Annotated in this window: 21 protein-coding genes; 7 read left to right on the top strand and 14 right to left on the bottom strand. The window is 57.2% G+C overall.

What is annotated here, in order from left to right:
• Positions 1–8 precede the first annotated feature (8 nt).
• On the top strand, positions 9–680 hold the full coding sequence (locus ACRZ96_RS08410; protein WP_170512023.1) for a DUF1045 domain-containing protein: 672 nt from the start codon (positions 9–11) through the stop codon (positions 678–680).
• Here the strand turns inward: ACRZ96_RS08410 and phnN are convergent.
• The 7 genes from phnN to phnG are packed head-to-tail and all read right to left on the bottom strand — an operon-like array spanning position 656 to position 5,612.
• Entirely contained in the window at positions 656–1,207 is a 552-nt protein-coding gene (phnN, locus tag ACRZ96_RS08405; protein WP_480706275.1) for a phosphonate metabolism protein/1,5-bisphosphokinase (PRPP-forming) PhnN, read from the bottom strand. The genes ACRZ96_RS08410 and phnN overlap by 25 nt on opposite strands.
• Positions 1,204–1,887 (bottom strand): phosphonate C-P lyase system protein PhnL, encoded by a 684-nt coding sequence (gene phnL, locus ACRZ96_RS08400; RefSeq protein ID WP_480814394.1) that lies wholly within the window; start codon positions 1,885–1,887, stop codon positions 1,204–1,206. Before phnL ends, phnN begins: the two co-directional genes overlap by 4 nt.
• Before the next feature lie 3 nt (positions 1,888–1,890).
• A complete protein-coding gene (gene phnK / locus ACRZ96_RS08395) occupies positions 1,891–2,661 on the bottom strand; it encodes a phosphonate C-P lyase system protein PhnK (protein WP_170394315.1) in 771 nt (256 codons plus the stop codon).
• Complete coding sequence (locus tag ACRZ96_RS08390) at positions 2,658–3,509, bottom strand: alpha-D-ribose 1-methylphosphonate 5-phosphate C-P-lyase PhnJ (protein ID WP_170509531.1); 852 nt, start codon at positions 3,507–3,509, stop codon at positions 2,658–2,660. The genes phnK and ACRZ96_RS08390 overlap by 4 nt, the downstream gene beginning before the upstream one ends.
• Positions 3,506–4,594 carry a carbon-phosphorus lyase complex subunit gene (locus ACRZ96_RS08385; protein WP_480706278.1) on the bottom strand — a complete coding sequence of 363 codons (1,089 nt, stop codon included), beginning with the start codon at positions 4,592–4,594 and terminating at the stop codon, positions 3,506–3,508. The genes ACRZ96_RS08390 and ACRZ96_RS08385 overlap by 4 nt, the downstream gene beginning before the upstream one ends.
• Entirely contained in the window at positions 4,594–5,157 is a 564-nt protein-coding gene (phnH, locus tag ACRZ96_RS08380; protein WP_480706280.1) for a phosphonate C-P lyase system protein PhnH, read from the bottom strand. Before phnH ends, ACRZ96_RS08385 begins: the two co-directional genes overlap by 1 nt.
• Complete coding sequence (gene phnG / locus ACRZ96_RS08375; protein WP_170394307.1) at positions 5,157–5,612, bottom strand: phosphonate C-P lyase system protein PhnG; 456 nt, start codon at positions 5,610–5,612, stop codon at positions 5,157–5,159. Before phnG ends, phnH begins: the two co-directional genes overlap by 1 nt.
• Positions 5,613–5,693: 81 nt before the next feature.
• Here phnG and phnF point away from each other — a divergent pair, with 81 nt between their 5' ends.
• Positions 5,694–6,413 carry a phosphonate metabolism transcriptional regulator PhnF gene (phnF, locus tag ACRZ96_RS08370; RefSeq protein ID WP_170509522.1) on the top strand — a complete coding sequence of 240 codons (720 nt, stop codon included), beginning with the start codon at positions 5,694–5,696 and terminating at the stop codon, positions 6,411–6,413.
• Here phnF and ACRZ96_RS08365 read toward each other — a convergent pair.
• The 5 genes from ACRZ96_RS08365 to phnC all read right to left on the bottom strand — a co-directional run bounded on the left by ACRZ96_RS08365 (position 6,410) and on the right by phnC (position 11,075).
• Entirely contained in the window at positions 6,410–7,027 is a 618-nt protein-coding gene (locus ACRZ96_RS08365; RefSeq protein WP_170407658.1) for a DapH/DapD/GlmU-related protein, read from the bottom strand. The genes phnF and ACRZ96_RS08365 overlap by 4 nt on opposite strands.
• Positions 7,027–8,352 carry a phosphonate ABC transporter, permease protein PhnE gene (gene phnE, locus ACRZ96_RS08360; protein WP_170407654.1) on the bottom strand — a complete coding sequence of 442 codons (1,326 nt, stop codon included), beginning with the start codon at positions 8,350–8,352 and terminating at the stop codon, positions 7,027–7,029. The genes ACRZ96_RS08365 and phnE (ACRZ96_RS08360) overlap by 1 nt, the downstream gene beginning before the upstream one ends.
• A complete protein-coding gene (gene phnE / locus ACRZ96_RS08355; RefSeq protein ID WP_170407651.1) occupies positions 8,349–9,224 on the bottom strand; it encodes a phosphonate ABC transporter, permease protein PhnE in 876 nt (291 codons plus the stop codon). The genes phnE (ACRZ96_RS08360) and phnE (ACRZ96_RS08355) overlap by 4 nt, the downstream gene beginning before the upstream one ends.
• 65 nt (positions 9,225–9,289) lie before the next feature.
• Positions 9,290–10,201, bottom strand: a complete 912-nt coding sequence (phnD, locus tag ACRZ96_RS08350) for a phosphonate ABC transporter substrate-binding protein (protein ID WP_170611738.1) — start codon at positions 10,199–10,201, stop codon at positions 9,290–9,292.
• A 58-nt stretch (positions 10,202–10,259) separates the two neighbouring features.
• Positions 10,260–11,075 carry a phosphonate ABC transporter ATP-binding protein gene (gene phnC / locus ACRZ96_RS08345; RefSeq protein ID WP_170394291.1) on the bottom strand — a complete coding sequence of 272 codons (816 nt, stop codon included), beginning with the start codon at positions 11,073–11,075 and terminating at the stop codon, positions 10,260–10,262.
• A 218-nt stretch (positions 11,076–11,293) separates the two neighbouring features.
• Between phnC and ACRZ96_RS08340 the strand changes: the two genes are divergently transcribed.
• Complete coding sequence (locus ACRZ96_RS08340) at positions 11,294–11,587, top strand: hypothetical protein (protein WP_170646977.1); 294 nt, start codon at positions 11,294–11,296, stop codon at positions 11,585–11,587.
• Between the two features lie 86 nt (positions 11,588–11,673).
• Here the strand turns inward: ACRZ96_RS08340 and ACRZ96_RS08335 are convergent, their stop codons facing one another.
• Together ACRZ96_RS08335 and ACRZ96_RS08330 are read right to left on the bottom strand one after the other, a co-directional pair.
• Positions 11,674–12,060, bottom strand: a complete 387-nt coding sequence (locus ACRZ96_RS08335; protein ID WP_480436495.1) for a carboxymuconolactone decarboxylase family protein — start codon at positions 12,058–12,060, stop codon at positions 11,674–11,676.
• Positions 12,061–12,258: 198 nt separating this feature from the next.
• Positions 12,259–13,350 (bottom strand): aromatic ring-hydroxylating oxygenase subunit alpha, encoded by a 1,092-nt coding sequence (locus ACRZ96_RS08330; protein WP_170394282.1) that lies wholly within the window; start codon positions 13,348–13,350, stop codon positions 12,259–12,261.
• 214 nt (positions 13,351–13,564) lie between these two features.
• Between ACRZ96_RS08330 and ACRZ96_RS08325 the strand changes: the two genes are divergently transcribed.
• The 4 genes from ACRZ96_RS08325 to ACRZ96_RS08310 are packed head-to-tail and all read left to right on the top strand — an operon-like array spanning position 13,565 to position 19,710.
• Positions 13,565–16,039, top strand: coding sequence for an FAD-dependent oxidoreductase (locus ACRZ96_RS08325; protein WP_480706285.1), 2,475 nt, complete (start codon positions 13,565–13,567; stop codon positions 16,037–16,039).
• 47 nt (positions 16,040–16,086) lie between these two features.
• Positions 16,087–17,202, top strand: a complete 1,116-nt coding sequence (locus ACRZ96_RS08320; protein ID WP_480706287.1) for a mandelate racemase/muconate lactonizing enzyme family protein — start codon at positions 16,087–16,089, stop codon at positions 17,200–17,202.
• 13 nt (positions 17,203–17,215) lie between these two features.
• Positions 17,216–18,319 (top strand): mandelate racemase/muconate lactonizing enzyme family protein, encoded by a 1,104-nt coding sequence (locus ACRZ96_RS08315; RefSeq protein ID WP_480706289.1) that lies wholly within the window; start codon positions 17,216–17,218, stop codon positions 18,317–18,319.
• A 29-nt stretch (positions 18,320–18,348) separates the two neighbouring features.
• The gene (locus ACRZ96_RS08310) at positions 18,349–19,710 is read left to right on the top strand and encodes an aminotransferase class III-fold pyridoxal phosphate-dependent enzyme (protein WP_480706291.1); all 1,362 of its coding nucleotides are present in this window, start codon (positions 18,349–18,351) and stop codon (positions 19,708–19,710) included.
• Positions 19,711–19,865: the final 155 nt, after the last annotated feature.

Genomic DNA, 19,865 nt, shown 5'->3' with positions numbered 1-19,865 from the left:
GGGAATTCATGTCATACTCTCGATTTGCAATCTACTACGTGCCGCCCGAAGGACCATTGGAACAGTTCGGCGCGCGCTGGCTGGGATGGGATGTCGTGCAGGGCTGCGAAGTGCCTCAGCCCGATCTGCCCGATTTGCATGACGTTACGATGACACCGCGCAAATACGGCTTTCACGGAACGCTGAAACCACCCTTTCAACTGGCCGGAGGTTATTCGCTTGAAGCCCTGAAAGCGGCGGCGTCTGAGATGGCCGCTGGCCTGGCGCCTTCGAGCTGTGAAGGGCTGAGTCTGACGAGGCTGGGCCGGTTTCTCGCCTTGACCCCACAGGGCGATGTTAGCGGCTTGCAAAGAATTGCTGCGGCCTGTGTACGTGAGCTTGACCCGTTTCGCGCCCCAACCAACGAGGCTGAACTTGAGCGGCGGCGCGGTGCAAGGCTGAGCCAACGTCAGGACGCACTGTTGATCGAGTGGGGTTATCCCTATGTGATGGACGAGTTTCGGTTTCACATGACGCTGACAGGTCGGCTGCCGAATGGTGATATTCCTGTATGGACCGAGGCGCTGCGCCGCCATTTGCCAGCCTTGCCCGAGCCCTTCGTCATCGACCAAATTGCCTTGTGCGGCGAGCGCATTGATGGGCGTTTCGAGCTTATTCATCGGTACGCGCTCGCTGGTTGAAGGACCCCTGCGGCGCGCGCAACCGTCTCGGCCAGTGGGCCATCGTTGGAAATGGTGATAATGTCCAACCCATCGGGCAAGGGTTTTTCTGCCTGAGCAAGCCGATTTGCAATCTCACTATCGCTTTCTCGGCCGCGAGTCGCCAAACGCCGAGCAAGAGTTTCCGGCTTCGCGGTGATATTCAGGACAATGAAGCGTGGGAATTTTTCTGCGGCCTCGAGCAGAGCTTTACGGGAGAAATTTGCCAGACAATCTGCGCCATCACTCAGCCGATCTTTGACAGCAACCGGTATCCCGTAGCAAAGCCCATGAGCAACCCAATGCACCGCAAAGGCACCATTCACCGCCATTTCTTCAAATTCGGCGAGTTCGACGGCGTCATAGTCTTCCCCGCCCAACTCTGGTGCACGGGTGATGACGCGGCGCACCAAATGCAAATCGGGCAACAAGTCACAAAGCCCTAGCATCACACTGTCTTTGCCAGCCCCCGACGGGCCAACCACAGCGATGAGGCGACCCCGGGTCATGCCGCGACCTCGGGCGAAAACTGACTGGCGTCGATTTCGCGATCACAAACGCGCGCCCTAGCCGCTTCGTCGTGAAAGATGCCGATGATTGCAGTACCACGCGCCTTTGCCTCTTCGATGAGCCTTAGAACAACCTCGCGATTGGCCGCATCCAGACTGGCAGTCGGCTCATCCAACAGCATCGCGGGATAAGAATGGGCGAACCCGCGTGCGATGTTGACACGCTGCTGTTCACCACCCGAGAAGGTAGTCGGTGAAAGGGTCCAGAGCCGCTCAGGAATGTTCAGTTGCCGCAACAGAGCTTCAGCCCGCGCCTTCGCGTCAGCAGCGGAAATGCCCACAGCCCGCAGCGGCTCGGCCACCACATCGACGGTGGGCACGCGCGGAACCACGCGAAGAAACTGGCTGACATAACCCAGAACCTCGCGGCGCAGGGCGATAACTGTCCGAGGCTCTGCCTGCACGATATCCACATCACCGATGCGAATTTCTCCGCTTCGGGCCAGATAGTTGCCATAGATCATACGCATGAGGGTGGACTTGCCCGCTCCAGACGCGCCCGTCAGCGCTACGCATTCGCCCGGAGAGACCGAGAAGGATACATCATTCAAAACCTTAATCACGGCCGCGCCTTGATTATGGAGGGTGAAAGTCTTTGAGACGTTATTAAGCTCAATCATTGCTCACACCTGCAAAACGGAACTGACAAGAAGTTGGCTATAGGCGTGTTGCGGGTCATCCAGCACTTGATCGGTCAGGCCTGCCTCGACCACGCGGCCCGATTTCATCACCATCAACCGATCTGCCAGCAGGCGCACCACGGCCAGATCATGCGTGACGATGATCGCCGACAAGCCCATGTCGCGAACTAACCCGCGCAACAAGTCGAGCAACCGCGCCTGAACGGACACGTCCAAACCGCCCGTTGGCTCATCCATAAACACCAGCCGAGGACCGGTCACGAGGTTTCGTGCAATCTGCAGGCGCTGCTGCATCCCGCCCGAAAAGGTCGTCGGGCGATCATCCACACGGGAGGCATCGATCTCCACTCGTTGCAGCCAATCCGTGGCCTTGTCACGTATGTCGCCATAGTGACGCTCTCCAACGGCCATCAGCCGTTCACCTACATTCCCACCGGCACTGACGCCCATGCGCAACCCGTCGCGTGCATGTTGGTGGACAAAGGCCCAATCGGTACGGCTCAGCATCCGGCGCTCGGGCTCGGACATCGTTACCGTGTCCTGCGGACCTTTTGCGCGGGTGTCGAACACAACCTCTCCGGCATCCGGGGTCAGATGCCCGGCCATGCAATTCAGCAGTGTCGACTTACCTGACCCGCTTTCGCCAACGATCCCCATGACCTCGCCGGGATAGAGGTCGAATGACACATCAGCACAGCCAATGTTTGGGCCATAGCGCTTTGTGATGTCCCGAACAGACAGCAAAGGTGTCATGCGGCGTCCTTTCCTTTGTGACCCGCCGCCTGGCGCGCCTCGCAATAGTCGGTATCCGAGCAGACGAACATCCGCCCACCCGCGTCATCGATGATTACCTCGTCCAGATAGCTGTCTTCGGCACCGCACAAGCCGCAGGCTTGGTCGGCCTTGGACGCCTCAAACGGATGATCCTCAAAATCCAGTGAGACAACCTGCGTGTAGGGTGGCAGCGCGTAGATCCGTTGTTCACGCCCAGCTCCGAACAGCTGGATCGCAGCCATATCACCAAGCTTTGGGTTATCGAATTTCGGGATTGGCGACGGGTCCATTACATAGCGGCCTTCGACCTTCACCGGGTAAGCATACGACGTCGCGATATGCCCATGACGACTGATATCTTCGTACAGCTTCACATGCATCAGCCCGTATTCCTCAAGGCTGTGCATCTTGCGGGTTTCGCTCTCTCGCGGTTCCAGAAAGCGCAACGGCTCGGGGATAGGCACCTGATAGACAAGGATCTGACCTTCTTGCAGCGGCTCCTCGGGAATCCGGTGGCGAGTCTGAATCACGGAGGCGTCGCTTGTCGTTGTGGTTGTTTCAACCCCCGCAGTGCGCTCAAAGAAGGTGCGGATCGAGACCGCGTTTGTGGTATCGTCCGAGCCCTGATCGATCACCTTGAACGTGTCATCCGGGGTCAACACAGCGGCCGAGACCTGCACACCGCCCGTACCCCAGCCATACGGCATGGGCATTTCGCGCGAGGCAAACGGCACCTGATAGCCCGGGATCGCCAGACTTTTCAGAATTGCACGGCGGATCATCCGCTTGGTCTGCTCGTCCAGATAAGCAAAGTTATAGGCGTTCATTCCGCAGCCTCCTGCACCTGATTCGCGCCAGCCTCGCGGCGTAGTTTGCGCACCAGTTCCAGTTCAGACTGGAAGTCGACGTAATGCGGCAGCTTGATATGCTCTAGAAACCCCGTCGCTTGAATGTTGTCCGCGTGATAGAGAACAAACTCGGCATCCTGAGCAGGTGCGCCAACATTATCCTCACCCAGTTCTTCCCACCGCAGCGCACGGTCGACCAAAGCCATCGAGATCGCCTTGCGTTCCGTCTGACCAAACACAAGCCCATAACCTCGGGTGAATTGCGGCGGCTCGGTTTTGGAGCCCTTGAACTGGTTAACCGTTTCACATTCGGTCAGAACGACCTCACCGATTTCGATGGCAAAGCCGAGCTCAGGGATCTCCATTTCCACCGGAACGGACCCGATCCGAAGCTCTCCAACAAAGGCGTGATTGCGCGCGTATCCGCGCTGTGTGGAATACGCCAGACCGAGGGTGAAACCTTCATCCGCGCGGGTCAGCGCCTGAAGGCGCAGGGCGCGATCGGCGGGCATTTCAATCGGCTCGCGGGTCAGATCAGGTGGCGGCGTATCGTCATGCGGCGCTTCCTCGATCAGGCCTTCGCGATTGAGGAAATCCGTGACATGCGGCACTTCACCCAGTTCAGCTTCGCGCGCTGGGGCTTTGGGCACCTCACCATCAGCAGCCAGTTTGAAATCCAGTAAGCGATGAGTGTAGTCGAAGGTCGGCCCAAGCACCTGCCCGCCCGGCAAATCCTTGAAGGTTGCCGAAATGCGCCGGTCGCAAGCCATTGCCGCGGTATCAACAGGCGCGGATGCGCCAAAGCGTGGCAACGTGGTTCGATAGGCGCGGATTAAGAAGATGGCCTCAATCAGATCGCCTCGTGCTTGCTTGATCGAAAGTGCGGCCAGATCAGGATCGAACAACGAGCCTTCGGCCATGACACGATTGACCGCCAGGCTAAGCTGTTCGCGGATTTGCGCGATGCTCAGTTCCGCCACATCGGTATCACCACGGCGTTCTTCGGCAAGCCAGGCGTGGGCGTTCTCAATCGCGCGCTCACCGCCTTTTACTGCGACATACATCAGGACACCTCGGTCGTTCTTGGCAAAGCCGCTAGGCGGCTGCTATTCGTGAAGATGAAGTCGAGCCCCAGGGGAAATAGCATCTGATTTTGCTGAAACGCCTCAAGCTCGGACAATGAAAGCGCGGCTTTATCCTTGATGCCCGGACCTGTCAGAGTCGCCCCTGAAGCGATGAGTTCGGGGCATTCCACGATCAACGTGGCAGAGCGATCCGGATATTCGGACGTCCCGATCGGGTATGCGTTCAATGGTCCAAGATCCGACCACGCACCAATGGCAAACATACAATGCGACGGGCCGGTCAGCGGTGCGCCGGTGTGGAATGCAAGCCAGCTGCGTACGGCGTCGCAATCCAGCGCACCTGCCAGATAAACCGGCGTCTCAGTGTCGCAAAGCGTCAACAACACCGCACCCGCTGCTGGTGACATTGGGGCCGGAGGAACTGCGCCAGAAATCTCTTGCACGGTACCGGGACGCGCCATTGCTTCCATCACGCTGCGAAAGGCGTGGGCAGATTGGATCGCGGGATCCTTGAAACCGCCGATCAGGGCTTCTGACTGCATCAATCCTCTCCTCGTACCATGGTGAAGAAATCAACCTTAGTGGCTGCGGCTTTGGCGGCACGCGCGGCCTTTGCATTGGTCAGCTCATCTCGCAAAGGGGTCAGCACTTTTGTGCGCAACAGATCAGACACATCTGTCTGCATCAGTGCATCAACTAGCGCGGCGACTTCGGCATCTTCTTTCCGACGGCCTTGTATATAGGCATGTCCGACTTCGCCCGCTCCCAGAGTCAGCGCACAGCGTGTTACCGTCATTTCGCCCAGATTGAACGGCGCACCAGTCCCACCTGCGCGAGCCCGAACCATGGTGCTGCCAATCTCAGGAGCACGCAGCCATGTGAAGCCGGGGCGAGGCATCGCTGCATCCAACAGGGCGGCCACGCGTCCCTCCGGCGCTTTGGCCAGCAGGCTCATCCAAGCCTTCCGGTCCGCGTTTTCATCAAAAGTGTCTTTCATCTCGACAACTTTTCCATATACTATACAACTATACACATCTTATCATATTTGCCGCCGTCAGACAGAGGAATTTTGTGAAACTTGCGTGACACTCCCACCAAAACCCCGATCTGGAAGGCCATCGCCGACGCACTTCGCAGCGATATGGCCGAAGGGCGCTATGGCCCGGGTGATAAGCTGCCAACCGAAGCGGCACTGGCAGAGCGGTTCGGTGTGAACCGCCATACGGTGCGTCACGGCATCTCGGCCCTTGTGGATGAGGGCCTAATCCGAACGCGCCGGGGCGCGGGCGCTTTTGTGGCAGCCACGCCCACCGATTACCCCATCGGCTCGCGGGTGCGATTCCATGAAAACCTCATCGCTGCTGGTCGCAGACCAGAAAAGAGGGTGCTTCATGTTGAAGAACGGGCAGCGACCGAGGGCGAGGCCACCGCACTGACCGTTTCACCCGGTGATCAGATCTGTGCGTATCACGGCCTCTCATTGGCGGACGGGCACCCGATTGCCGTGTTTGAAAGCATGTTTCCCCTTGAGCGCCTGCCTGGCATCACTGCTGCGCTGCAAGAGACCAGCAGCGTTACCGAGGCGTTAAACAGGTCGGGCGTCACTGACTATACTCGGGCCTCAACCCGGCTGACGGCCACGCGCGCGACGGCCACCCAAGCGCTACATCTGCAGGTCTCTGAAGGGGACCCGCTTCTCAGATCATCCGGGGTGAATGTGGACGAAAAGGGACAACCGGTTGAATTTGGCCGAACCTGGTTTGTTGGAGATCGGGTGACACTGACCCTTGAGAGTTAAGGCTCGTATTTCTCCAGAAACGCATCAGCCGTCAGAGCACGGAAATCGTCGAGCGCCAACCGCAACTTGTCATGAGACCAATTCCACCAGGCCAATGCGATCAACCGATCGGCGATGTGTCGTGGCTGACGCAGTCGCAAGGGTCTTGCAGGTGTACCGGCAACAATTGTGTAGGGGTCTACATCCTTCGTCACCAAGGCACCCGCAGCCACAACAGCCCCGTCACCCAGTGTGACCTCGGGCTTTATCATCGCGCCTGCGCCAATCCATGTATCGTTCCCGATATGGACAATTCGGGATTTGCGGTGACTGAAAAACACCTCGTCCCGATCCGCATCGTCCCAATAATCGTTCGAGCGATACAGGAAATGGTGACAGGACGCCGTGTGCAGCGGGTGATCAGTCGCGCCGATCCGCGAAAACGCGGCGATGTTGGCGAACTTACCGACCTTCGCGTTGGCGATGTCGGCATAACGATCGCAATAGCTGTAGTCGCCCATTTTTGTATGTACGACGCGACTGCCCTTGCCGATTTCAACATAGGCCCCGAACGTGCTTTCGGTAATCTCACATTCGGGGTGAATGCAGGGCTGTTCCGCTGAAAGCCGCGCCATCAGTCTTTCCGCCCGATCAGCTTGCCGCGCAACCAGCCCGAGGCCCAATCCATGAACATCACCATGATGATGATCAGGACAATGTAATAGGCGACCTCTTCCCAATCTTTCTGCGTCTGGATGGCTTGCGTCAGCATCAGTCCGATGCCGCCACCGGTGATCGCACCGATGATCGTTGCCGAACGTGTATTGGACTCGAGGAAATATAGAATCTGGGCCAGCAGCACGGGAACAACCTGCGGGATCACCCCGAACCGGTATCGCTGTAGCGGTTTAGCCCCGGTCGAGGACACCCCCTCGATCTGTTTCTGATCAACGTTTTCCAACGCCTCCGAGAAGATTTTGCCAAACGTGCCCGTGTCGGTAATCAGAATCGCCAACGCGCCGGTCAATGGTCCGGGGCCAAAGGCCCGAGCCAGAACCACAGTCCAGATCAATGCGTCCACACCGCGCACAAAGTCGAAAAGACGGCGCGTTGCGGCGCGAAGCAACATGATCGGCGAAAACCGTTTGGCGGCGAGAAAGGCCAATGGCAGCGCGATCATCGCGGCACCCATCGTACCCAGAAATGCCATCAGGATCGTTTCTCCGATGGCCCAGGCCACATCCTTATGCCGCCACATCGCGTTGTTCCACCAGTCAGAGATTGCGCCTGCGATATTCGAACGGCTTGGATCGATCTGCGCGCCAAACAGGATCTCTCCAATCCCATGGCCGTGGTAGGGACTGTCAAGCGTGAACCAGAACAGCTCCCAACCCGGGAAATAGTTGAACACTTCAGTCCGAGCGCCCGTCATGGTGATCCGGCCCTCAGGCGTTGTGACGCCAACACGCCGTTCAGATGCGGAAATCCAGTCGGGCAGTTCAGAGGGCAGATTTGTCGTCAGGCGGCGTCCCTTGGCCTGCACTTCGATCAGCTGGAAGTCGGGTATTTCAATCTCGGTCCGGTTGTCAGACAGGAACCGCACGATATGATTGCGGCCCAGATCGATCGTCGTCACCTCTTCACCCGATACCCAGTCGGGACGTTTACCCTCGGGATAAGTGCCCTTACGCTCGCCCTCAACAGCATAGGTCACTTCACCGCTCTGATTATTGCGTGTGACATGCACTTTGTGTGACCAGCTATCAGAAGCCAGTGTAACGGCGTTGTCCAGATTGGCACGTTGCGCAAGGCCCGGCAGGTCGAAGGCAAAGAAGATGTAGGTGAGATAAACGAGGATCACGACAGGGATGCTAAAACCGATCAATCGTTTACGCTGAAATAGCTTTTCGGCGTCAAGCTTGGCCCCGTCCAGCCCGAAGTTCCAATCAATTGTGGTCATTGGCCCTGCCCTTCGGTCAGACGGTTGCGGTAGCGGCTGGACACCTGATCGAAGAATACGATGGTGCTGAATAGCAGGATGAAAATCGCGCCGGCCTCGTCAAAACGACCCGGACCCCAAGCCATGGCATTGCGCAGTTCGTAACCCAACCCTCCCGCGCCGACGAAGCCCAGGATGGCAGAAGCGCGAATATTGATCTCAAATCGCAGCAACGTGTAGCTGATATAGTTTGGCGCGACCTGTGGCAGGATACCCAGCATCATCTGTTTCGACCAAGTCGCCCCGGTCGAAGCCAACCCCTCAACCGGTTTCAGATCCGCGTTTTCGGACACTTCCGAGAACATTTTGCCAAGCGCCCCAGCGGTGTGGATTGAGATGGCGATCATCGCCGGCACCGGCCCGCCGCCAAGGACAAAGATCAGCACAAGCGCGATAACGATTTCCGGCACTGCGCGCATAACATCCGAGATACGCCGGAAGACCGGGATTAGACCCGGCCATTTCGCCAGCCCGCGTGTGCCAAGAAGCGACAGGATCAGACCACCGATGGCCCCGATCAACGTGGAAACTGCGGCAATGTTCACCGTCTCAACCAGTGCAGGGATGTACTTCACGATCAGGCCAGGCAGATCGGCCCGCTTTTCCCAAGCTTCAGACAGCACATCCGCCGGGTAATCACCGATCTGATGCAATCCGTCCCAGAACCCACCCGCGTTTCGGGAATCCGCAATGTTGAAACCTGATACCATCAGGACCACAAAGATCAGCAGCGTCAGCCCGCCATAAAGCCTGCGCTTGTGAACTTGTGCCATATAGCTGGATTGAATGGTCTCAACGCCGCCTGGCGCCGCACCGATTGATAAATCTGCCATCCCGAGCCCCGAATGAATAAAGACCGGCAACCCCAATGGGTTGCCGGAAACGTCATGTGCGCGCGTTAGCCACCGATTTTGGCTTTGCGGGCCTCAACAATCGAGATGTAGGTGTCATGCGATACCGGCTGGAAACCCAGCGTCTCGCCTGCCGCCACACCATAAGCGCAATCGGGGTCACGCTCGTGCAGGCCATCGACAAGATCTGTCATGGTCGCACGGACATCGGCAGGCAACGCCTTGCGCAGAACCACAGGGCCTTCGGGGATAACGTTCGATTTCCAGATCTGGACCATGTCGTTCATGTCGACAAGACCTGCGTCAACCGCTTTGCGCAGGGCACCAGAATTGTATCCATCTTCCCAGTTGCCCTGACCATCGGCCCAGGTCACACCACCATCAATGTCGCCATTATTCACAGCGACGATCGTCTGCTCGTGGCCACCAGTGAATTTGACCTCACCGAAATACTCACCCGACTCCATGGTGATACCTTCTTTGTATTGCGGGATTTCGATCGACGGGATCAGATAACCTGAGGTCGAGTTCGGATCTCCAAACCCAAACACTCTGCCTTTCATGTCGTCCAGTGAGGTGACGCCACTATCCTTGCGGGCGAACCCAATCGAGTGATACCCGATTGAACCATCCACATTGACCTTGATCAGAACGGGCTCAACTGCTTCGGGGTCTTGCAGATAGGTGGCCGCGTAAGAAGAGGCACCCAGCCATGCCATGTCGAGTGTACCGCCCAACAGGCCCTGTATCACACCGTTGTAGTCCGCCGGGGCGAATAGCTTGGTCTCAACGCCTAACGCCTCAGAGGTATAGTCTGCAAGACACTGGTACGAGTTCATGCGGTCCTGGGCATTTTCACCACCGAGGATGCCAATGCGAAACTCGGTGATTTCTTCGGCAAGAGCAGCAGTGCTCAATACAGTCGTGGCGGCAAACGACAGTGCGAGGGTCTTTTTCATCATTTTCTCCGTTCGGTTAGATGAAGGTGGCCCGCGACGGACGCGGGGGGGAAATGGCTCAGACGTAGGCTTCCGCTTCGCGGACCTCGGGCCTGTCCAGTGTTTCGATCTCGGTCGAGGTTGCGGCCTCGGAAAAGTCCGCGCCTGCACCGTAGATGTCGCGCGCTACGCCCGTGGTCAGCTGCGCAGGGGTGCCGTCGAACACAATCCGACCATCACGCATTCCGATGACCCGGTCGCAGTAGCGACGCGCGGTATCCAACGTGTGCAGATTAGCAATGACCATTCGGCCGTCTTCTTCGTGAATGGCCCGCAGCGACTGCATCACAACCTGTGCATTCATTGGGTCCAGCGAGGCAATCGGCTCATCCGCCAGAATGATCTTCGGGTCCTGCATCAGCGCGCGGGCGATGGCGACGCGTTGCTGCTGGCCGCCTGATAAGGCTTCGGCTCGTTTGGGTGCTTGCTCGGCAATGCCTAGCCGATCCAGAATTTCAATCGCCTTATGAATATCCGACCGCGGGTACAGGTTGAACATCGTCGAAAAGGTCGATTGCCTGTTCAGCGTGCCATGCAAAACGTTCGAGACGACATCCATGCGCGGTACAAGATTGAACTGCTGGAAGATCATCGCACAGCGCGATTGCCATTCGCGTTTGGCAGCACCGCGAAGCGCAGAGATCTCTTCGCCTTCAAAAGTAATTGTGCCGGTCGTTGCATCGCTCAGACGGTTGACCATGCGCAAAAGCGTGGATTTTCCAGCCCCGGAGCTGCCTATAATCCCGATCATGGTTGGCTTGTCGACAACGATATTCGCCGAATCCACGGCCCGTTTGTCACCAAACTTTTTGGTCAGCTTTTCAATTCTCAGCATATCGCCCCCATCGTTGCGAGGCGGATAGAACGTCAAATCAAAAGCTTCGTGACGCTTTTGAATCGTTTCGTTTACATCTACGCGAAAGATTTGTGACAGGCGCGATGATTGCCTGGTTCTGCAGTGTGTGGCGTTTCTCGCAGGACTCTGCGCGAGTTTTATCCACAGGGCGTCATAAAACTGTTACGCTTGAGCGCAGAAAGAACTAACCTTCACCTATGACCCGTCTTCATGCCAGCCTTCTTCTTCTATGCCTTGTGGTGCCTTCTACTGCGCAGTCTAAAATGGCGGATGTCAGCTGTGATGACAGCGCGCGGATGGCACAGACACTGAAACAGGTTCTGGGGGCCGAACGTCAGGGCATGGGTTTGCGCGATCCCGAAACGATGCTGGAGGTTTGGGTCAAACGCACAAGCGGAGACTGGATGATCGTTCAGAACTACGCCAACGGCACTTCATGCATCGTCGCGATGGGGGACCATTGGCAAGGTGAGGTGCCAGACCCGGCTTAGGCAGGTGTCAGCAGACCGCGCGAACTGCAGACGCGCAATCTCGCTGATTGTGTCGTTCCTTCTGAAGATCTCGCGAAGGGATCAGATCAGTCCAGCAGCCCACGTTCGGTCAGGACTTTGCGAGCGACACGGAAGCATTCAAGAGACTGCGGGACGCCACAATAAATGCCGATCACATGAATGATTGATCGGATTTCCTCTTTGGTGACACCATTGTTCAACGCGCCGTTACAGTGGATTTCCCATTCATGCATCTTGCCGAGTGCCCCAATCATAGCGAGGTTCATCATCGAACGGGTCTTGTGATCGATCGTGTCATCCCCCCAGCCGAAGCCCCAGCACCAAGCAGTCATGTTCTCTTGGAATGAGCGGGTAAAATCATCCGCCGCTGCCAGGTTCTTCTCAACATACTCGGCGCCCAGCGTCGACTTGCGCTGCTTCAGGCCATGTTCAAACAGGTTGTCGTCCATCATTCTCTCCTCAGGTGAAACGACCGATCTGCAACTTAGTCGGTCCTGGCTCGATATTCCGCTAAAGCCGCCGTCCCTGACTTACAACCAACCCCACCACCGAAGGCAAGGGGCTCGATCGCGTCGTTCTGGTCGGGTGTGCCCTTTGGCACAGCGTTGGCTTCGGTGATGTCTTATCTGGCCCATCCACAGCACGTAACGTTATTCAATCGCCTCGCGCATCCATTGTTGAAGCTTCGCAACGGAATGCTCGCTCATGACGCCACAGGCCGGATCAAGCACCAGCGGTCCCGGTTTGTACCCTTTGGATTTCAGGCCGCGGTGAACGGATTCCACTAACCGAATATCCTCGGCCACAGTCGTTTCGCGATCCTGAGTGGCAAGGCCACGGATCACGTCGCTTTCATGACCGCCTTCTGTGTACCACCCGCGCCAGACGGTACAGCTGTCCACTGTATTTGCCCGCCAATGATAGGTGTTCAGAACATTTCCCGGATAGCATTGGAACGAGAACATCGGCCACAGGAACCAGCTTTGATAGTCGCCCGCGTGCTTGTTGCTTTCCAGATCAATCGGATAGGTCATCTTTTCGAGGCTTTGGCACTCGGTCGTGTGACGCAGCACGTAACCTCCCGACACATCGGGCTGAATGTCATAGGTTTCCGGTTTGATCACGCCTTCGGCAAAGGTCGGGTGATTAGTTGGGCAGTGATAGCATTCCGAGTAATTCTCGATCGAAACCTTCCAATTGCAGTTTTCGGGAATTTCCACCCACTCTAAGGGGGCCAGAGCGTTAGTGTTCGGCACGAACTCAGACAACTCGTCCCGGACGCCGGGATACCATTCGTCCATCGTTGCCGCGTTATCGTCCAAATTGACAAAGATGAACCCGAGGAAGTCTTCGGTCCGTACTTCGGTCAGACAGATTTTCGCGCGATCAAAACCGGGAACTTTCTTGATGTTCGGTCCAGACCGCAGGCCGCCAGTCAGCTCATAGGTCCACTGATGATAGGGACAGACCACTACACGGGTATTTCCGGTTCCGGTCACCATTTCATGCGCACGATGCTGGCACACGTTGTAGAAAGTCCTGACAAGATTGTCGCGTCCGCGAATGGCAAAAAGGTTCTGACCAGCGATTTCGAACGCAAAGTAATCGCCTACATTTGGGATATCTGCCGCATGACCAGCGTATTGCCAAGTTCTGCACAACAGGCCGTTCATCTCTTTGTCGAATATGTCAGGATCCGTATAGTACCGGGCCTCGAGCGAGTGGGTTGGCAGGACAGTCATATTTTTTCTCCTGATACAAGCCGGGCTGGTGTTTCAGTCAAAAAGATCGCGTCAGGATTCGTAACATCCGTACGCGTCAGAATACCACTTGAAACATCTGTACCGCACATTGCTTACCTCGGTATGTACATTTGTGCCATTTTTAATTGACAGTGGTACATATGTAGCAATAGGAAGTCCACAGAATTCCATGTCTCGGAAACAGGAAGTTGCGATGTCTAAAAAGGAACTGCCTGCACGCGCAAAGGTCGTCATTGTCGGCGGTGGCGTCATGGGTTGCGGACTGGCCTATCACCTGGGCCATGAAGGTTGGGGCGAAGACACGGTGCTGTTGGAAAAGGCCGAGTTAACTTCGGGCTCCACCTGGCATGCCGCTGGTCAGATTACTCACTCCACCAGTTCCTACGGGCTGGGCAAAATGGTCGACTATAACATTGGCCTTTATTCCAAGACACTTGAGGAAGAAACCGGTCAGGCGGTCACGTGGCACGGCTGCGGTTCATTCCGTCTGGCCTATACCGAGGATGAGATGGACTGGCTTCGCCACACATTATCAGTTGGCCGAGCGCTGGGGTTCAATATCGAGTTGGTAGGGCCTGACTTCATAGCTGACAAACACCCCTACTATAACCTCGACGGTGTCATTGGTGCGCTTTATACGCCAGATGACGGTCACGTTGATCCTTCGAACGTGACTATGGCGATGGCAGCTGGGGCCCGTCAGAAAGGTGTGAAGATTTTCCGCCACTGTCGCGCGACCAACATCACCCAGAACGATGCAGGTGAATGGGTGGTGGAAACCGAACAAGGCACCATCACCTGCGAACACGTCGTTAATGCAGGCGGCACCTATGCCCGTCAGATGGGCGAATGGTCGAACCTGCAATTACCCATGACCTCGATGACCCATCATTATTTTGTCACTGAAGATGTGCCTGAATTCAGAGACCTGAAGACCGAGCTGCCGGTGATCCGCGATGACAAGATGGTTTCGGGCTATATCCGCATGGAACAGAAAAAGGGCCTGATCGGGATCTATGAAAAGGAGAACTCGAACTCTGTCTGGCATGATGAATGCCCATGGGAGTACGAAAACTGGCTGTTCGAGGCGGATTATGACCGTGTCATGCCTTGGCTGGAAAACTCATTGGAACGGATGCCGATCTTTTCTGAACTGGGCATCACCCGCGAAGTTCATGGTGCAATCAGCCACCCGCCAGATGGCAACCCGATGGTCGGCCCCGCACCCGGCGTCAAGAATTACTGGTGCTGCTGTGGCACGCAGATCGGCATCGGTTGGGGGCCTGGTCTGACCCGTGAACTGGCCAAATGGATGGTACACGGTGCTGCCGATATCAACATGCGTGACTATGATCCGCGCCGCTTTGGCAGCTATGCCAAGAAAGACTGGCAGGTCATCAAGGCGCATGAGGATTACAAGCTGCGGCACGAGATCCCCTTTCCGCATTTCAATCGTCTTGAAGGGCGTCCGATCAAACCCTCGCCGCTGTATGAAATCCTCAAGGAAAAGGGCGCGGTCTATGAAGAGGTTTTTGGCCACGAGCGCCCGCGATGGTTCGCGCGCAATGGTGTTGAACAGCGTGACCACTATTCGTTCCGCCGCAACGAAGTCTTCGACATGGTTGCGCTGGAATGCCAAGCCGTGCGTGAGCGTGTTGGTATCATGGACGTGACCGCGTTCACCAAAGTCGAAGTTTCAGGCCCCGATGCCTATGCCTATCTTGACCGTCTGACGGCCAACAAGATGCCACAGAAAGATGGCTCGATCACCTTGACCCACTTTCTGAACCGCCGGGGCCGTATCGAGCTTGAGACGACCATCGTTCGCATGGCGGAAGACCGCTATTATCTGGTCTGCGCGGCGTTCTTTGAACAGCGCCTTGTCGATCACTTGAACCAGAACCTCGCGGGAGAGACCGTCTTTGTCAAAACGCTCTCTGAAGATTGGTCGGCTTTGTCCCTGAACGGGCCAAAATCCCGCGAGGTACTGGCCAGATGCACCGACGCGGACCTGTCCAACGCCGGGTTCCGCTGGCTGTCGGCTCAGGAAATCACCATCGCGGGGCACAAGGTCTGGGCCTTTCGCATGTCCTATGCGGGCGAGTTGGGTTGGGAATTCCATATGCCGGATGAAACCTGCGTTGACGTCTACAACGCACTGTGGGCTGCCGGCGAGGAATTTGGCATCGAAAACTACGGCTCGTTTGCGATGAACAGCCTGCGCATGGAAAAAGCATTCCCCGGTGCTGGAGAACTGACCAACGAGGTCACGCTTCCAGAGGCCAATGTCAGCCGGTTCTTCAAGCTGGACAAAGAGTATCTGGGTGTCGAAGCAACGCGCGCCAGTGCCGCTCAGTCTGAGGCGGGCGAGATGCCTTGGATTTGCGCCTATTTGGAGATCGAACCGGATGGGGTCGAAGATGGTCATGGGGGCGAGGCTATTCGGATCAAAGGCGAGGTTGTCGGTGCAACAGCCTCGGTCGCCTATGGCCACAGCGTCGGCAAAATCCTCGCCTTTGCTTACGTCAAGCCACACGTGAATGTTCCGGGCACAGAGATCGAAGTAGTTATCGCTGGTGTACCCCGCAAAGGGCGTGTCCTCGGCGAAGCAGCCTATGATCCGAAATCCGAACGCCCACGCACGGACGCAGTTCGTGAACTGGCGTGATCTGAAAACCAGAGCATCGGCCATCGCGGAAGCCCTATGGTGACGCCATGAAGATAACCCGTATCCGTGTGTTCAAAACCCCCCTGCCCTATGTCGGCGGATCATACGGCTGGGGCGCGGGCAACGCGATCACAACGTCGATGTCTTCGGTAGTGGTGATCGACACGGATGCGGGTCTACAGGGCTGCGGCGAGTTTGCCCCATGCGGCGAGAACTACATGATCGCCCATTCCGAAGGCGTCGAGGCCTTTGCCCGCCTCGTCGCCCCGCGCTTGCTGGGGGAAGATCCCCGCCAGCTGTCCAAGATCGAACGGTTGATGGATGGCACGGTCCAAGGTCACGGCTACGCCAAAGCGCCCTTTGATGCAGCGTGTTGGGATATTCTGGGACGGTCCACCGGACAACCTGTTTGGATGCTGATGGGCGGCAAACTCACCGATGGTGCGCCGATGTACCGGGTTGTGCCGCAAAAGCCTGTCTTGGAAGAAACCATCGCCGAGATGGAGCAGCACCGCGCAGCGGGATACCGGCAGTTCCAGATCAAGGTAGGTGGCGACTGGGTGACCGATATCGACCGTATCCGCGAAGGCGTGCCCCTGCTGAAACCCGGTGAAAAGGCTATGGCAGATGCCAATCAGGGTTGGCGCGTTGACAACGCTATCCGTGTGGCCCGCGCAACCCGCGATCTGAACTTTATCCTCGAACAACCCTGCCACAGTTACCACGAGTGCCAGCAGGTGCGCCGCGTAGCCGAGCAACCAATGAAACTGGATGAATGCGTCACCGGGATTGAAATGGCCCGACGCATCGTGAACGATCGGGGTGCCGAAATTTGTTGCTTGAAGATTTCTAACCTGGGCGGCCTGTCCAAAGCCCGCCGGGTGCGTGATTTCCTGATTGATCACGGTATTCCGGTTGTCTCCGAGGACACGTGGGGCGGTCAGATCACCACCGCCGCAGTTGCCCATTTTGCGGCCTCAACACCCCAAGAGATGCTGATCAACTCGACCGATCTGATGAACTACAACACACGAAACACCGGGATTGGCGGCCCCACAGTAAGGGACGGTAAACTCTATGCCACAGATACTCCGGGGCTTGGGGTGACGCCGGACTTTGACAGCCTTGGCCCACCTGTCGCAACCTACGAATCCTGCGCCTGATGGAAACCGCCTGATGAAGATTACTCGCATCACCGCCTGGGAAGTCCCGCTGACCTCGCATGACACCTATTACATGGCCGAGGGCAAGACCTGCGATACGACGGTTTCCGTGGTCGTCCGCCTGGATACCGACACCGGCGCATCGGGCTGGGGAGAGGTTTGTCCGATCCCGCATTATTTACCCGCCTATGCCAAGGGCGTGGCTCCAGCGCTTGAAGAGATGGCACCCGTTGTCATCGGCGCTAACCCGGTTGGTCCCGAAGCGCTGATGGAGCGCCTTAATAAGCATCTGATCGGGCATGGCTACGCCAAGTCAGCGATCGATACAGCGCTTTGGGATCTGACCGCACAGGCAGCCGACCTACCGCTTTACACTTTGCTTGGTGGGCGGGCGGTCGCGGATTTGCCGCTGTATCACTCGATCACCTGTATCGCGCCGGATGAAATGGCGCGCATGGCGCGCGATGCCTTTGATCAGGGCATGCGACAGTTTCAGGTGAAGCTGGGCGCGGACAACAACTGGGAAGCCGACGTTGCTCGTTTGATTCAGGTGCGCGAGGCTGTAGGTGATGGCCCGTTGGTTTATGGAGACTGGAATTGCGGGTCAGATACGCTGACCGCTACACGAGTTGGCCGCGCTGTCTCGCATCTGGACATAATGCTGGAACAACCCTGCGCCACGATTGAGGAATGCGCCCAGGTCCGCGCCGCGACTGGTCTGCCGATGAAGCTGGACGAAAGCGCCTGTGACATTCATTCGGTTCTGGCAGGACACCGCGCTGGCTGCATGGATGCTGCTGCGCTGAAACTGTCGAAGATGGGCGGCCTTTCGACGATGCGTCAAATCCGCGATCTCTGCCTGTCGCTTGGCACGCAGATGTGCATCGAGGATACCTGGGGCAGCGATGTTACGACGGCCGCCTCGCTGCATCTTGCGGCCTCAACCCCAGCGCACGGCATCATGAATACATGCGATCTGTCCCACTATGTCAAACCATGTCTCGATCCGAATGCACCTAGCCGCCGGAACGGTCGCATCGCCCCACCCGAAGGCCCCGGCCTTGGCGTCAGGCCTGATGCAGACGCTTTGGGCCAGCCAGTAACCATCATCGATTGATCCCAACCCCGCACGCCAAGAGGCCTGTTATGGAAGACTTCAGCAACGCCTACCCCTCCCATGATCCCGAATGGGTCAAAGACATGCATGCGGATCATTATCTGCAAAGCTGGTCGAAACAGGGCAGCCGCCCGCGCGTCATAACAGGTGCTCAGGGCAGTTGGTTCTGGGACAGCGAAGGTAAACGCTACCTCGATTTCCAAAGCCAACTTGTGAACGCCAATATGGGTCATCAGCACCCCAAGATCGTACAAGCGATTAAGGATCAGGCGGACAAGCTTTGTTATATCGGCCCGGCCATGGGCTCGGATGTTCGATCAGAACTCGCGGCAATCATGACCGAGATCACGCCTGCCAACATCTCATCAACCTTTTTTACAACAGGAGGGTCCGCCGCCAATGAAACCGCGATCCGTTTGGCGCGGCATTACACCGGTCGGACAAAGATCATTGCCCGCTACCGTTCCTACCACGGGGCAACCGGTGGCACGCTATCGCTGACCGGCGACCCGCGCCACCATCTGACCCGCGCCGATATGCCGGGCATCGTGCGGATGCTTGATCCTTACGTCTATCGGTTACCAACTGGCCACAAAGACCCGGCCCAGTGCCCGGTCGCCCAAGGCGGGCCGCATCTGGAAGAAATCCTGATGTATGAAAACCCTAACACCGTGGCCGCTGTCATTCTGGAACCTATTGTCGGCACAAACGGGATCATCGTGCCACCCGACGGATATCTGCAGTCGATCAAGGCAACCTGCGAAAAATACGGCATCCTACTGATCGCGGATGAAGTCATGGCCGGGTTTGGCCGGACGGGAAAATGGTTCGCCGTCGATCACTGGGGTGTTCAGCCGGACATCATTTGTTCGGCCAAGGGCATCAACTCGGGTTACGTGCCGCTTGGCACCATGTCCGTCAGTACCGAGCTGCATGACTGGCTGCGCGATTACCCATTGCCCGGAGGCCTGACTTATGCCGGCCATCCGCTGGCCTGCGCATCTGGCATTGCCGCGATCCGAGCCATGCAGGAAGAAGGCACGCTGGCCCATGCCACCGCGATGGGGGAAAAGATGCGCGCAGAGCTGCACAAGCTGGCAAAGAAACACCCCTCGATCGGGGATATTCGCGGCAAGGGCATGTTCAATGGCATCGAACTGGTCAAGAACCGCGACACCCGCGAACCGCTGGTGCCATTTGCCGCCAAAGGCGAAGACGCCAGACCCATGAGCGAGATGATGAGCTTTGCGATGAACGAAGGCCTCTACCTGTCATTCTTCTCGAACGTGATCCGCCTGACCCCACCGCTCAACATCAGTGAAGACGACCTGATTACAGGGCTGGCGATTCTGGACCGCACCCTCGACATCGCCGACCGGGAGTGTCTCTGAGAACTAGTCGGCGCGAACGCTCGCATCTCGGAAATCCAAAGCCATCACATAGCCCTACGCCGCAGCCTCCGCTCGTTGCGAGTGCAATCACAAAATGAACGCTCTGGTCAGACCCTTCTACGCGTTGCTAACCAAGAAGGCCTGTGCGGCCTTCT

It is taken from the genome of Ruegeria sp. CF1 (assembly GCF_056537445.1).
This window is presented reverse-complemented; position numbering and strand designations above follow the sequence as displayed.

What these genes read in the sequence shown, in the direction of transcription:
- ACRZ96_RS08410 (WP_170512023.1), top strand. Translation starts at nt 9, where the DNA reads ATGTCATACTCTCGATTTGCAATCTACTACGTGCCGCCCGAAGGACCA.
- phnN (WP_480706275.1), bottom strand. Translation starts at nt 1,207, where the DNA reads ATGACCCGGGGTCGCCTCATCGCTGTGGTTGGCCCGTCGGGGGCTGGC.
- phnL (WP_480814394.1), bottom strand. Translation starts at nt 1,887, where the DNA reads ATGATTGAGCTTAATAACGTCTCAAAGACTTTCACCCTCCATAATCAA.
- phnK (WP_170394315.1), bottom strand. Translation starts at nt 2,661, where the DNA reads ATGACACCTTTGCTGTCTGTTCGGGACATCACAAAGCGCTATGGCCCA.
- ACRZ96_RS08390 (WP_170509531.1), bottom strand. Translation starts at nt 3,509, where the DNA reads ATGAACGCCTATAACTTTGCTTATCTGGACGAGCAGACCAAGCGGATG.
- ACRZ96_RS08385 (WP_480706278.1), bottom strand. Translation starts at nt 4,594, where the DNA reads ATGTATGTCGCAGTAAAAGGCGGTGAGCGCGCGATTGAGAACGCCCAC.
- phnH (WP_480706280.1), bottom strand. Translation starts at nt 5,157, where the DNA reads ATGCAGTCAGAAGCCCTGATCGGCGGTTTCAAGGATCCCGCGATCCAA.
- phnG (WP_170394307.1), bottom strand. Translation starts at nt 5,612, where the DNA reads ATGAAAGACACTTTTGATGAAAACGCGGACCGGAAGGCTTGGATGAGC.
- ACRZ96_RS08365 (WP_170407658.1), bottom strand. Translation starts at nt 7,027, where the DNA reads ATGGCGCGGCTTTCAGCGGAACAGCCCTGCATTCACCCCGAATGTGAG.
- phnE (WP_170407654.1), bottom strand. Translation starts at nt 8,352, where the DNA reads ATGACCACAATTGATTGGAACTTCGGGCTGGACGGGGCCAAGCTTGAC.
- phnE (WP_170407651.1), bottom strand. Translation starts at nt 9,224, where the DNA reads ATGGCAGATTTATCAATCGGTGCGGCGCCAGGCGGCGTTGAGACCATT.
- phnD (WP_170611738.1), bottom strand. Translation starts at nt 10,201, where the DNA reads ATGAAAAAGACCCTCGCACTGTCGTTTGCCGCCACGACTGTATTGAGC.
- phnC (WP_170394291.1), bottom strand. Translation starts at nt 11,075, where the DNA reads ATGCTGAGAATTGAAAAGCTGACCAAAAAGTTTGGTGACAAACGGGCC.
- ACRZ96_RS08340 (WP_170646977.1), top strand. Translation starts at nt 11,294, where the DNA reads ATGACCCGTCTTCATGCCAGCCTTCTTCTTCTATGCCTTGTGGTGCCT.
- ACRZ96_RS08335 (WP_480436495.1), bottom strand. Translation starts at nt 12,060, where the DNA reads ATGATGGACGACAACCTGTTTGAACATGGCCTGAAGCAGCGCAAGTCG.
- ACRZ96_RS08330 (WP_170394282.1), bottom strand. Translation starts at nt 13,350, where the DNA reads ATGACTGTCCTGCCAACCCACTCGCTCGAGGCCCGGTACTATACGGAT.
- ACRZ96_RS08325 (WP_480706285.1), top strand. Translation starts at nt 13,565, where the DNA reads ATGTCTAAAAAGGAACTGCCTGCACGCGCAAAGGTCGTCATTGTCGGC.
- ACRZ96_RS08320 (WP_480706287.1), top strand. Translation starts at nt 16,087, where the DNA reads ATGAAGATAACCCGTATCCGTGTGTTCAAAACCCCCCTGCCCTATGTC.
- ACRZ96_RS08315 (WP_480706289.1), top strand. Translation starts at nt 17,216, where the DNA reads ATGAAGATTACTCGCATCACCGCCTGGGAAGTCCCGCTGACCTCGCAT.
- ACRZ96_RS08310 (WP_480706291.1), top strand. Translation starts at nt 18,349, where the DNA reads ATGGAAGACTTCAGCAACGCCTACCCCTCCCATGATCCCGAATGGGTC.